We start from the raw sequence: 13060 nt of genomic DNA on the forward strand, positions 1-13060 counted from the left end.
CGGAGAGGTTCCTTCGGTTTCCTCCCGCGCGGCCGGCGCTTCAGCCGGCCAGCGGGGCGTTGTAGAGGTCGTAGCTGCGGCGGTCGCCGAAGCGGCGCAGCACTTCGTCGTGCAGCCGCGTCTCGCAGCCGGGGGGCAGGTCGGGCAGCGCGTGGCCGAGCCGCCTGCCGAGACGGTGCAGCGCGGCGGCGAGCCAGGCCGGGTCGGCGAGGAACTCGTCGGCCGTGCCGCGGGCCTGCTGCCAGACGCCGATCACCGAGGCCGCGGCGAGCAGCACCGCGTACCGGTCGGCGAGGGCGAAGGTGGCCGGGCTGGCCAGGGCGGTGCGGTCCTGCGGGGCGAGCTCGAGGCTCTGCTCCTGGATCTGCCGGAGTTCGTCCATCAGCCGGAGCGCGGCACCGTGCGCGGCCCGCTCCTCGGGGCTGCCGCTGGGCAGGTCGTCGACGGCGGTGACCAGGGCCGCGCTCAGCCCGTCCCGGCCGCCGGCCAGCGTGAGCTTGTCGAACGCGACCTCGGGCAGGTCCTCGTGGAGCCGGAACACGCTCGGCGGCGCCGGGTCGTCGCGGAACCAGGAGCGTTTCGCCAGCCGGGACAGCTGCGGGATGATCGTGGCCTGGCAGGCGGCCGAGCCGGCGTGCCCGAGGCTGAGCACGGGGAGGTCGCGCACGTGCTTCTGGAAGATCCCGAACTCGCCCTCGCGGACGTAGAACCGGGCGCCGAGGACGATCGACAGGTCGTACATCGCGTCGGTGAGCACCTTCGGCACCAGGTACTTGACCGCGGCGGCGTACAGGCTGGTCTCCTCCGGCAGCAGGTGCACCGCGCGGGTGGCGGCCAGCGAGAGGCTGTCGCAGATCAGCAGGTCGAGGAAGGTGGTGGACAGGGTCGCCCTGGCGTGCGGGATGTCCATGACGGACTTGCGGTACAGGCGGCGGCCCCGCGCGAATCCGACGACGGTGCGCAGGGCGGTGTCGGCGGCGCCGAGGGCCATGCCGGGAATGGCGCTGCGGGTCACCTGGAAGGCGCGCAGGGCGAGTTCGACGCCCTTGCCCTCCTCGCCGACGAGCGCCGAGCCCGGCACCGGGCAGTCGGTGAACTCCAGGCCGGACAGGTGGCAGCCGCGCACCCCGACGGCGTCGTAGCGGGGCAGCACCCGGTACCGGCCGGGATCCAGTCCGTCCCGCTCGGCCAGCACCACCGAGTGGCTGCGGCTCCCCGGCGCCGGGCTGGTGCGGCTGAACAGCACCCAGGCGGCGGCCCGGTCGGCGTTGTTGATGACCTGCTTGGCCCCGTCGAGCAGATAGCCGCCGTCGGCCGGCCGGGCCTGGAACTCGTTGCGCACGAAGTCGTTGCCGTGGGCGAGTTCGTGGTAGGCGACGGACACCTTCCGCCCGTCCAGCAGCAGGCCGGCCAGGCGTCGCTGCTGCTCGGCGGTGCCGGAGGTCCATACGTTGACGGCGGCCATGAAGGACGTCACGCCGTAGCCCAGGCCGAGCGCGATGTCCCGGCGGAAGACCGGCCGCATCACCCTGACCAGGGTGTCGATGCGCTCCAGGCGTCCGCCGAGCCGCTCCGGCACGAAGTCGGCGTTGAGCACCACTTCGTCCAGGGCGCGTTCGCCCGCCTCGGACAGCTCGGCCCGCTCGTCGGCGTCCAGGAGCCGGGCGTACGACATCTCGCCGCGCTCGTCGGTGGGATCGCCGAGCCGGTGCTCCAGTTCGGCGATGCGGGCGACGGCCCGGTCCTCCTGGCCGCCGGGCGAGGGCGCTCCCCGCCCCGCGCCGGGCGCTCCGTGCGGCCCGGTGGCCGCGGTACCCATCAGCATGGCGTCCTCTCAGTTCCTCGCAGTTGTCGCGTCGGCCGCCGCACGGGCCGGCGCTCCCGGCAACCGGTACGGATGCAGCGAGAAGAGCGCGCCGGAGTGCCGGGCGGCGACCAGGTGGTCGAGCAGTGCCGCGGCTGCCTGCGCGTCCCCGGTGTCCGGCTCGCCCAGACGGGTCAGCAGCCGGTCGAGGGCGGCGCGCAGCCACAGCCCGTCCCGCCACAGCGGCTCGGTGCCGGTGCCGGCGAACAGCGGGGCGCTGTGCGTCCACAGGCCGAGGCAGACGGCCGCGGCGTGGCACAGGGTGTAGCGGCGGGCGGTGGCGAAGGCGGCGGGCGGTACGTCGCTCACGACGCCCTGCCAGTGCTCCATCTCGGTGTGCACGCCGGCAGTGACGGCGGCGATCCGCTCCGCGGCCTCGGCGGCCGGCACGAGCGCGGGCCGTTCCCGGGCCAGGGCGCGCAGCCGCTCGACCGAGTCGTCGAGTCCGGCCAGGACGCCGCTGCCGCGCCGCGCCACCAGGGACAGCCGGGCCGGGTCCAGGGCCGGCAGCGGTGCGGACAGGTCGTAGGCGGCGCGGGCGCCGGCCAGGTCGCCCGTGCCGCGCTCACGGCCGCGCACCAGTGAACGGAACTGGTTGACCAGCGAGTTGAGGTTGACCAGCGTGTTGCCGTCGAAGAGGCCGACGATGCGGTGGTCGCGCTCGACCTTCTGGAACCGGCCGTCGGCGTGCACGCCCTTGAGGAAGGCGCGGGCGCCCAGCAGCCGGGTGAGTCCACCGAGGACGTCCTCGGTGCCGGTGGGCAGCAGGTACTTGGTGACGGCGGCCGTCACGCTCAGTTCGTCCGTCTGGGTGTGCACCAGGCGCGCGGCCACAGTGGCGAGCGCCTCGTGCAGCAGGACGTCGGCCGCGGCGGTGGCGAGCTGGTGCCGGGCCTGCGGCAGGTCGATCAGCCGACGGCCGTACAGCTCGCGTTCGACGGCGAAGTCCAGGGCGAGGGCGAGCCCGTGGTCGGCGGCGCCGAGGGACAACGCCGCGCACATGGTGCGGGTGAGCTGAAGGGCCTTCAGCACGATCTCCAGCCCGTAGCCCTCGGCGCCGACCAGCGCGGAGCGGCCGACGTGTGCGCCGGTGAAGGTGATGCCGGAGATGTCGGCGCCGCGGATGCCGTGGGTGCGCACCTTCGGCAGGTGCCGGTAGACGGCGCCCGGGCCGCCGGCGGTCTGCTTGTCGAGTTCGCGCTTGTCGACGAGCAGCACGCTGAAGCCGCGCGGCCCGCCGTCCGGGCCGGTGCGGGTGAGCAGGGACAGCAGGCTGCCCCGGGTGGCGTTGTTGATGAGCCACTTCTCGCCGTCGATCCGCCAGCCGTCGCCGTCGGCGGTGCCGCGCAGTTCACCGGCGAGCAGGTCGCTGCCGTGTGCCCGCTCGGTCAGCCCCAGCGAGACGGGCACACCGGCCCGGATGTCGGCACCGAGCCGGGCGGCCTGCTCGGGAGTGCCCGCCACCCAGACGCACACACCGCCCAGGTAGGTCTTGCCGTGTCCGATCGCCACGGTCAGGTCGCGGCGGGCGACGACGCGCATGAGGTGCAGCAGCTGCTCGTAGTCGGTGAGCCGGCCGCCGTGCTCGGCGGGCACGTAGTGGGCGGGCAGTCCCCAGTCGTCCAGGCGCCGGCAGATGCCGGCCGGGAACTCCTCCCGCTCGTCCAGCTCGATGCTGCCGGCATGGGTGAACCAGCCGCCGCGCTCGCCGGGATCGCCGAGGAACCGGTCCAGCTCCCCGGCGAGTTCGTAGGTCAGCTCCGTCATGTCAGACCGCCGCGGCCAGGGAGGTTGCGGTGGCGTCGGCGACGGTCTGCCGCACCGGCGGTTCGAGCACCTCGAAGAGCGGGGTGAGCGCGCCCTTCAGGAACAGCTCGCGCATGAGGGTGCGCTGGATCTTGCCGCTGGTGGTCTTGCGGATGGTACCGGGCCGCACCAGGACCACGTTGCCCGCAGGGATCTGCAGTTCCTGGCCGAGGTAGCGCTGGATGCCGGTGGCAAGGCTGCGCAGGTCGGTGCCGACCGCGCTCAGCCGCACCTCCTGCACGACGACCAGGTGCTCCCGGTCGGTCTCCACGGTGAACACCGCGCCCGCGCCGATGCCGAGCGCCTTGTCGGTGCCCTGCACAGCCCGCTCGATGTCCTGCGGGTAGAGGTTGCGACCGGAGAAGATGATCAGCTCCTTGAGCCGGCCCGTGACGTACAGTTCGCCGTTTTCCAGCACGCCCAGGTCACCGGTGCGCAGCCAACCGCCCGCGTCCTCGCCGCCCCGGCCGTCGGCGATCTTCGCGTCGAAGATCTCCGTGGTGGTCAGCGGCCGGTTCCAGTACCCGGCGGCGACGCTGTCGCCCTTGGCCCAGATCTCGCCGACGGCGCCCTCGGGACGCTCCTGCCGGGTGTCCGGGTCGACGATCTTCACGGTGAAGTCCCGGACGACGCCGCTGCTGACGAGGGTGCGGGCGGGTCCGCCGTCGTGCGGGTCGGCGAAGACGCCCTGTTCCAGGGCCGCCGGGTCGACGGTGCGCTGGGCGGGCCGGCGGTCCTTGGGCGTGCCGGAAACCAGGAGTGTCGTCTCGGCCATGCCGTAGCAGGGGAAGAAGGCCTCGGGGCGGAATCCGGCCGGGGCGAAGCGGGCGGCGAACGCCTTGAGGGTCTCGGCGCGCACCGGTTCGGCGCCGTTGCCGGCGCACTCCCAGCCGGACAGGTCCAGTTCGGCCAGCTGCTCGTCGGTGATGCGGCGCACGCACAAGTCGTAGGCGAAGTTGGGGCCGCCGCCGATGTTGGCGCCGTGGTCGCTGAACACCTTCAGCCAGCGCTGCGGGCGCCGCAGGAAGGACACCGGGGACAGCAGCACGGCCGAGGCGCCGACGTAGAGGGGGTGCAGGATGTGCCCGATGAGGCCCATGTCGTGGTAGAAGGGCAGCCAGCCGCCGAACCGGGAGCGCGCGCTGGTGCCGGCCGCGTGCTGGATGGCGGCCTCGTTGGCCAGCAGGTTGCGGTGGGAGACCATCACCCCCTTGGGCTCGCTGGTCGAGCCGGAGGTGTACTGCAGGAAGGCCAGGTGCTCGGGCCCGAGGTCCGGCACCGTGTAGGCGGCCGGGTCGCCGTAGGCGGTGCCGTCGGTGGCCAGGCAGCGCACCTCGGTGAGGCCCTCGGCCGCCAGCCAGGCGGTGATCTCCGGCTCGTTGGCCGCGTCGGTGAGCACCGCGCGCACCTCGGCGTCCTTGAGGATGCCGGTGACGCGGCTGAAGTGCTGGCCCTGTTCGGTGGGCAGCGGGGCGGGCACGGCGACCGAACCGGCGTACAGGCAGCCGGTGAAGGCCTTGATGAAGCCGGTGCCGGAGGGGTACAGCAGCAGGACCTGGCCGCCGCCGGCGCCGTTCGCCTGCAGCCAGGAGGCGATACGGCGGGCGTCCTGGTCGAGCCCGGCGTACGTCAGGTGCTCGGGGACCGCGCCGCCCGCGTCGTCGGGCAGGAAGAGGAACGCGTCCTCGGAACCGAGCTCGGCCGTGCGTTCCAGGACCAGTTCCGTGAAGGTTCGGAAGCTTGTCAACGTCTTTGCCTGACCTCTCGGGATTCCGCAGGCGGTGGCGCCGGCGTCGGCGGTTGGGACGGTCTCGATCCTGGTTCGCCCCGCTAAGGCCTCGCTTGCGCTGGTCGCGGGCGTGACCGGCCGGGCCGGCCGGCCCCGGACATGGGCCTGCCGTCCGCCTCGGGGGAAGGGCGGACGGCAGGAGTCGGGGGCGCCGTGGCTGCGGCTACGAGATGAAGCGGGCCTGGAGCGTCACATGCGGCGGAATCGCCGGCAGCTCGGTCAGCGGGTGGCGGAAGTCCAGGGCGCCGTCCTCGGACGTGCCGGCGGTCTCGAAGCCCAGGGACGGGCAAAGGTCGCGCACCTTGTGGTTCTTGGCGGTCGGGCGGTACGCGGCGAGGACGGCGCGGGCGCCGGTGTCCCGAGCGTGGGCCAGCAGTGCGCCGAGTGCGGCCTGTTCGATGCCGCGGGCGAAGACCCGGCAGCTGAGCAGCACGTTGTCGATGCGCAGCGCGTCACCGGCGCGCTCCGCGAACACCGCGCCGACCAGCCCGTTGTCGCCGAACCGGTCCCGGGAGCGGATCGCCAGGACGAGGTGGTGCGGCGAGTCGAGCAGGGCGTGCACGTCGGCGGGTTGCAGGCGCCGGGTGGTCAGGTTGAACTGGTTGGTGCGCAGGGTGATCTGGGAGAGCCGCGGCACGTCCGCCTCGGTGGCCGGGGCGACGGTGACGTGCACGCCCAGTGCCCGCAGGTACTCCTCCATGGTGGCGGCGCCGTCCAGCAGTTCCCGCCGCCCGGCGTCCGCCCGGTACTGGCCCGCACGTGCCCGGTCGGCCTCGGTCAGCTCGCGGGTGTCGAACCAGCCGTCGGCGAGCAGCCTGTCGATGTGCAGCGCGGGCTCCTCGTCGAGGCGTACCACCGCGACCTCGGGGATCGAGGCGGCGACCAGGCCGCACTCGAAGGGTGAGTCGTCGGCGAAGACGAAGCTGTCCACGCCGAGGTTGAGCCGGTCGGCGAGGGAGCGCAGATTGCCGTCCTTGGGGTGCCAGTTGGCGGTGACGGCGACGAAGTCGTCGGGCCGCAGGACCATGTCGGGATGACCGGCGATCACCCGCTCCACCGGCTCCTGGTCGTTCTTGCTGCACACGGCGAGCAGGACGCCCTGGGAACCGAGTTGCCTGACGGTCTTCTGGAAGGCGGCGAACGCCTCGCCGCGGTAGCTGCCGGCCATCTCGATGCCGTCGGGGCCGTCGTCGCCGAGGACGCCGTCCCACAGGGTGTGATCGAGGTCGACGACGAGCACCTTCTTCGTCCGGCCGCGCATCGCGCGGGCCAGGTGGGCGACCTCGCGGGCGTAGTGGCCGAGCAGTTCGGCGCCGAGGTGTTCCTTGGTGTAGAGGGCGAGCCTGCTGTCGCGGACCGGTCCGGACTCGGCGACCAGCGGTTCGAGGTCGACGACGTGCAGTCGCGGGTGGGTGAGTGCGAGGCGCAGCAGTCCGGTGTTGAACTCACGCCAGGCGATGGACAGTTCGGTGCGCGAACGGTGGTCGACGAGGTGGCGCAGGTGGGTGCCGAGCAGGGGCAGGGTGTTGAGGACCAGGGTGCCGGAGCCCTCGCGGACGTAACGCGCGGCGAGCCGCTCGAGGAGCGAGAGTTTGGCGGTCAGCGCGTCGGTCACGTCCGACACCCGCCAGGGCAGGGGAAGTTCGTCGAAGAGGACCTGGGCGTCGAGCACCACGAGGGACAGGTCGGTGTCCGTGGCGTACAGCGGCCCGGCGGTGTCCCGCAGGTCGCGCAGCCAGGAGTCGTGATCGCCGGTGATCGCGTGCAACGGGACGCCGTGGCGGGCGAGTTCGGCGGTGAGCGGACCGGTGAGCGCGTCGAGGGTGCCGTGCCCGGAGACCGTGACGGTCAGCGGTACGGCGTCGGGGTGCCGGGCGTGGATCTCGGCGGCGTCGACACGGGCCAGCAGCCGGCCGACGCGGGTCAGGTCGGCGGACGCGGTGGGCCCGTGCGCGAGCGACGCCAGCAGTCCGGGCACCGCGGGGAACTCGGCGGCCAGCCGCCCGCTGCGGTGCAGCTCGCGGATCCGGTCCAGCGCCTCGGCCCGGTCGGCCGGCCCGGGCCTGGTCGTTACGGGTGCGGTCACGGCCTCTTCCTCACTAGTCGGTGACGGCGGGGGTGGGGGCGGAGGTTCGCGGGCGGGGACGGTCGGGGTGCGGGTCGGGACGACGTGCGGGGACGAGCCACGTGCCGGGACAACCGACGTACGGGGACGGCCCGCGTGCCGGGACGGACGGCGTGCGGGGACGCGGGGCCGGGGTGCGCGGCCGCACACCCCGGATGCCGGACCCGGCGGCCGGAACGCACGTCGTACGGCCCGGTGGGGAGCCGGACGACCGGAACGCAGCCTGCACACACCGGCACACGACCGGACGACCGGAACGCAGGCCGACCGCACCGGCGCACGAACCGCACGGCCGCGGTACACGGCCGCACAGCCGCTGCCCGTCCGACGGACGCGGCACGCGGCCGGAGCGTGAGCCGGGCGGGTGCGGTGTGCGGCCGGGTGGGCCGGGTGTGGTGGCTCACGCCGGTGCCGCCGTCCTCGGGCTGCCCTTCGCGGTTCCGTCCAGGCGGGCCCGGGTGCGCCGGCGCAGGCGCCGGCCGGCGGCGCGGTACAGCAGGCGCACCGGTCCCGGCAGGCGGCCGAGGAACTCGGCGTACCGGTCGGGGCCGGCGGCCTCGCCGAGGGCGCCGAGCATGTACAGGCGGTGGGCCTTGGGTACCGCGGCCCGGCCGCGTTCGCTGAGCACCGCCCACTCCTCGGCGGTGAAGCGGCCGGGCACGAGCGGGAGGATGTGCTTCTCCTCGTCGCCGAGATGGGCGTCGAGGGCGGGCAGCAGCCCGTCGAGCGCGTCGGCGAGCCGGTTCCGCAGCGCGGGGTCGGCGCCGGTGCGCCAGGCGGGCAGCACCTGCCGAACCCGGTCGAGGGCGTCGGCGATCCGCTCGTGCTGCTCCTCCATGCGTACGGTGAGCGCGGGCTCGATCGCCGGGTCGTCCTTCAGCCGCGGCCAGACCAGCTCGTCCTCGGCGAGATGATGCTCCGTCAGCATGATGCCGAGCGCGCCGAGATGGTCCGCGACGACGGCACTGCGCGCGGTGTCCCCGGCGGCGACGCCGCGCACCAGCGCCACCGAAGCGCGGTACTCCTGTGTGAAGAGCCGGTGCACCACCACCATCTCACCGGTGTCCGGCAGTGCTTCCCGCCCGTTCCTGGCCGACATCCGTCTCACCCTGGCCTTCGTGATCGGTTGTTGCGACCGGATCCTGTCCGGCCGCCCTTAAGCGGCTCTTGTGCTGCGCCGGCCGACCGCCGGCCGGTGCCGCAGGTGGCGCCGCACACCACAAGCGGCCCTTTAGGCGGGCCGCCGACGCTCGGCGCGACCATCACTTCCGTGGAGAGGCAGCGCGATGGCAGCGGCTGTACAAGCGCAGGTCTGTGTGGTGGGAGGGGGGCCCGCGGGACTCACCCTCGCCCTGGAACTGGCCCGGAGGTCCGTCTCCGTCGTGGTCGTGGAGCAGAGCTCCCGCTTCGACCGGTCCTTCCGCGGTGAGTCCATCTCGCCCGACTCGGTGTGGCTGCTGGAGCGCATGGGCGTCCTCCAGGGTCTGCGTGACCAGACCCTGGAGACCCGCAGACTGGAGATCAGCGACCAGGGCCGTACGGTGCTCAGGGCCGACTTCTCGCAGTACCGGCAGCCCTGTCCGTTCCCGTTGGAACTGCCACAGCCACCGCTGCTCGAAGCGCTGGCCGCGCAGGGCGGCACATTGCCGGAGTTCCGGCTGCTGCGCCGCACCACCGCGACGGCGCTGCGCACCGAGGGCACCCGGGTGACCGGGGTGCGCTGCAAGGGGCCCGACGGTGAGTTCGAGGTGGCGGCCGCGCTGACCGTGGGCGCCGACGGGCGGTTCAGCAAGATCCGGGAGATGTCCGGGCTGACGTACCGGAAGCAGCCGCTGGAACGGGACTTCGTGTGGTTCAAGGTGCCCCGGCCCAAGGTGTGGGACGGCCACACCTACCGGGTCCGCATCGTGGGTGCCCGGCACGGTCTGTTCATTCCGACGGTGCCGGACCTGGTCCGGGTCGGCTTCAACATCCCCAAGGGCGGGCTGAAGGAGCTGCGCGCCCAGGGCATCGGCGCTCTGCACGCCCGCATGGACGAACTCGCGCCGGAGATCTCCGACCAGGTGCGCACCGCGGTCACCGCGTGGTCGCACACCTCGATGCTGGACATCTTCACCACCGTCGTACCGCACTGGTCGCGGCCCGGGCTGGTGCTGGTCGGCGACGCCGCGCACACCCTGACGCCGGTACTGGGCCAGGGCGTGAACCACGCGATCACCGATGCCGCGGTGCTGGCCCGGCTGGTGGCGCCGGCGCTGCGCGAGCGGGACACCGCCGCCGCCGTGGGCCGGGCGACACTGCACTTCCAGCAGGAGCGGGACGCCTCGGTGGCCCGGGCGCGCGCCCTCCAGCTGCGCCAGGAGCGGGCGTTCGCCCTGTCCGGCCCGCTCCCGGTGCTGCTGCGCCGCGCGGTGTACCGGCTGGTGGACGCGAGCGGCCCGGTCAAGCGCCGGATGCTGTCCGGCATCTACTACCCCTTGCAGCAGGAGCACCGGATCCGGCCGTTCGCCGTGGCTCCGGTGCCCGCGACGCGCGCCGGTGCCGGTGCCGAGGCCGCCTGAACCCGACGCCGCGCGGCTCCTCCCCCGCCCCCTGCCCACTTCTTCCCGCCTGCACCCCTCCGTCCACCCGCTCACGTCTTTCCGCCCTCTCACGCAGAACAGGACGACCCGATGCCCCTGAGCCCCGAAGCGCCCCGCGCCGCCGGCGAGGTGCTCCCCTACCCGTTCGAGCAGCCGCCCGGCCTCGCGCAGTGCCCGATGTACGCCCATCTGCGCGAGACGGACCCGGTCGCCGAGGTCCGGATGCCGAGCGGCGACCACGCCTATCTCGTGACCCGCTACGAGGACGTGCGCACCGTGCTGTCCGACGCCCGGTTCAGCCGGGCCGCGACCCTGGAGCCGGGGGCGCCCCGGCTGGCGGCGGCGCCGCAGAACTTCAAGAGCCTGCTCAACATGGACCCGCCCGAGCACACCCGGGTGCGCAAACTGGTCTCCCGCGAGTTCACCGCCCGGCGGGTGAACGCGCTGCGGCCGCGGATCCAGGAACACACCGACGCGCTGCTGGACGCGATGGCCGCCGCCGGGCCCCCGGTGGACCTGGTGCCGACGTTCGCGTTCCAGGTGCCGGTGACGGTCATCTGTGAGCTGCTCGGAGTGCCGTTCGCGGACCGTGAGGACTTCGCGGCCTGGTCGCGGGTGTTCCTGGCCACCACCTCCGTGACCAAGGAGGAGATGCTGGGCGCGCAGCTGGCCCTGCGCGACTACCTCGCCTCGCTGGTGGCCGCCAAGCGCGAGCGGCCGGGCGACGACCTGCTGTCCGCGCTGGTGTCCATCCACGACGAGGACGACGACCGGCTGCGTGAGGAGGAGCTGATCTTCCTCGGCATCAGCCTGCTGGTCGCCGGGCACGAGACCACCGTCAACCAGATCGCCAACAGCGTGGTCGCCCTGCTCACCCACCCCGAGCAGCTCGAACGGCTGCGCAAGGATCCGGACCTGGTCGCAGGCGCGGTCGAGGAACTGCTGCGGCTGCACCCGCCGGGCAACGAGGCGCTGCTGCGCATCACGCTGGAGGACGTGGAGCTGGGCGGCGTGACGATTCCGAAGGGCAGTGCGGTGCTGCCGAGCCTCAGCTCGGCGAACCGGGACCGGCGTCAGTTCGACGACCCCGACGTGATCGACTTCGACCGGCCGGTCAACGCGCACTTCGCCTTCAGCCACGGCACCCACTACTGCCTCGGCTCGGGGCTGGCCCGCGCCGAGCTGCAGATCGCCGTCGCCTCCCTGATCCGGCGCTTCCCGACCCTGCGCCTCGCGGTGCCGGAGGAGGAACTGCGCCGGCCCGAGGGGATGCTGGTGCACGGGATCGCCTCCCTTCCGGTGGCCTGGTGAACGGATTTGCGCGACAGCTGAGTTGATACGCACGACCGACCGGGCCCCGGCGCACCGCGCGCCGGGGCCCCCTCGCCTCCGACACCCCTCCGCACCCCTCCGGCACCAGCCCCACACCGGCCGGCCCGGATCCGGCACCCTGACCGGCCCGGAGGCGAGGCCGTGCGGGGGCGGGCCGTGTCTCCCGACCGGTACGCCGTCCCGCCGACGCCCGCCCTGCCGCGCCGCTCGCGCTCCGCGGCCGAACCGCGACCCACACCGGGTCGACGCCCCGCGGGCGCCCCGGCCGACGCACCACCGAGCCCCGGCCGGGTGGTGCTGTCAACGGGTCTGTGCCGTCACCCGCTGCTTCAACGCCTCGTTCATCGCCTGGAACTGAGGCAGTGTGCCGTGCTCGAGGCCCTTCTCGACGAACGGGACGAGGGTGCCGGTGAAGCTCTCGCTCTGGGTGAGCCGCACCGTGCCGGGACCGGTGCGCTCGATGACGAAGCGGTGTTCGGCGTCGACGAGCCAGCCGGGGCCGACCCTGCCGAGCCAGCGCAGCTCGCGGCCGGGCCGGGCGACGAGGACCTCGGGGGTGAAGGTGGAGGCCTTGCCGTCCTGTTCCATACGGTTGCGCATCGTCGCCCCGGGCCGCAGCCGGCCGTCGGTGGAGGTGATCTCGGCGCGGGTGACGAACGGGTTCCACTGCGGATAGGCGCCGAAATCGGTGAGCACCGCCCAGACCCGCTCCGGCGCGGCGTTGATCTCCACGGAGGCGGTGAGCAGCACGGGGTGGGTGTGGGTCCACCAGGTGTAGCAGCCGAGCGAGGCCACGAGGCCGGACAGCGACAGCAGTAACAGCCGGCGGCGCCGACGCGGCGGCCGGGCCGTGGGGCCCGGTGCCGACCGCGGGCTCGCGGTCCAGGCGACAGACATGGTCAGGTCCTCTCCGGGTTGGGGGTGGCGGTGCCGGCCCCGGCCAGCACCTGGTCGACCAGCTCGGCGACGTAGGCCGGGCCGATCGGCTCGCCGGTGACCAGGAGCCGGTAGTACAGCGCTCCGGCAAGCTGGTCGAAGAGCACCGCGGACGAGCTGTCGGCGCGCAGCTCGCCGCGTTCGCGGGCGCGGTCGAGCAGCGCCAGCGGCAGGGTGTTACGCCGGGCGAACAACGCCCGGACGGCCTCTCCGACGTCGGGATGGCGGGCGGCGGCCGCGACGAGTTCCGCGACGACGCCGGCCGAGGGGTCGTCACCGGCGGTGCGGCCGACCCGGCGCATCCGGTTCAGGCCGCCGGCGACGGCCGTCAGGTAGACGACCAGGTCCCGTCTGACGTCACCGGTGTCGGCCACCGGCACCTCGTCCTGGATCTTGGCGACCAGGGCGACCAGCAGATGGTCCTTGGTGGGCCAGCGCCGGTAGAGCGTGGTCTTGGCCACCCCGGCGCGGACCGCGGCCTCGTCCATGGCGAAGCGGTCGTATCCGCGCTGCAGGAGCAGCTCGTGCGCCGCCTGGAGGATGCGCTCGTCGGCGTCCTCGCTGCGCGGTCGTCCGCGGCGTGCGGCGGGAGCTGTCACGGGAGGCCCCTCTCCTTTTCGCTACGT

9 protein-coding genes are annotated in these 13060 nt (G+C 73.5%); 2 read left to right on the forward strand and 7 right to left on the reverse strand.

Translation table 11 applies throughout. From position 1 onward, the window contains the following. Positions 1 to 40: 40 nt before the first annotated feature. The 5 genes from BIV23_RS31855 to BIV23_RS31875 all read right to left on the reverse strand — a co-directional run bounded on the left by BIV23_RS31855 (position 41) and on the right by BIV23_RS31875 (position 8683). Complete coding sequence (locus BIV23_RS31855) at positions 41 to 1825, reverse strand: acyl-CoA dehydrogenase family protein (RefSeq protein ID WP_079173522.1); 1785 nt, start codon at positions 1823 to 1825, stop codon at positions 41 to 43. 9 nt (positions 1826 to 1834) lie between these two features. Then, a complete protein-coding gene (locus tag BIV23_RS31860; protein WP_071384455.1) occupies positions 1835 to 3631 on the reverse strand; it encodes an acyl-CoA dehydrogenase family protein in 1797 nt (598 codons plus the stop codon). 1 nt (position 3632) lies between these two features. Further along, positions 3633 to 5417 carry a fatty acyl-AMP ligase gene (locus tag BIV23_RS31865; RefSeq protein ID WP_071384456.1) on the reverse strand — a complete coding sequence of 595 codons (1785 nt, stop codon included), beginning with the start codon at positions 5415 to 5417 and terminating at the stop codon, positions 3633 to 3635. 205 nt (positions 5418 to 5622) lie between these two features. Further along, positions 5623 to 7545, reverse strand: coding sequence for an HAD-IIIC family phosphatase (locus BIV23_RS31870; protein ID WP_071384457.1), 1923 nt, complete (start codon positions 7543 to 7545; stop codon positions 5623 to 5625). 439 nt (positions 7546 to 7984) lie between these two features. Then, the gene (locus BIV23_RS31875; RefSeq protein WP_079173523.1) at positions 7985 to 8683 is read right to left on the reverse strand and encodes a hemerythrin domain-containing protein; all 699 of its coding nucleotides are present in this window, start codon (positions 8681 to 8683) and stop codon (positions 7985 to 7987) included. Positions 8684 to 8870: 187 nt separating this feature from the next. Between BIV23_RS31875 and BIV23_RS31880 the strand changes: the two genes are divergently transcribed. Together BIV23_RS31880 and BIV23_RS31885 are read left to right on the forward strand one after the other, a co-directional pair. After that, positions 8871 to 10145: an FAD-dependent oxidoreductase gene (locus tag BIV23_RS31880; RefSeq protein WP_071384458.1), complete on the forward strand. Its 1275-nt coding sequence runs from the start codon at positions 8871 to 8873 to the stop codon at positions 10143 to 10145. Between the two features lie 111 nt (positions 10146 to 10256). Next, on the forward strand, positions 10257 to 11477 hold the full coding sequence (locus tag BIV23_RS31885; protein ID WP_071384459.1) for a cytochrome P450: 1221 nt from the start codon (positions 10257 to 10259) through the stop codon (positions 11475 to 11477). Positions 11478 to 11798: 321 nt separating this feature from the next. Here the strand turns inward: BIV23_RS31885 and BIV23_RS31890 are convergent, their stop codons facing one another. Then, the gene (locus tag BIV23_RS31890) at positions 11799 to 12395 is read right to left on the reverse strand and encodes an SRPBCC domain-containing protein (protein WP_079173524.1); all 597 of its coding nucleotides are present in this window, start codon (positions 12393 to 12395) and stop codon (positions 11799 to 11801) included. Between the two features lie 2 nt (positions 12396 to 12397). Beyond that, positions 12398 to 13033: a TetR/AcrR family transcriptional regulator gene (locus BIV23_RS31895; protein ID WP_071384460.1), complete on the reverse strand. Its 636-nt coding sequence runs from the start codon at positions 13031 to 13033 to the stop codon at positions 12398 to 12400. Positions 13034 to 13060 lie beyond the last annotated feature (27 nt).

It is taken from the genome of Streptomyces monashensis, from assembly GCF_001866665.1.
Lineage (GTDB): Bacteria > Actinomycetota > Actinomycetes > Streptomycetales > Streptomycetaceae > Streptomyces > Streptomyces monashensis.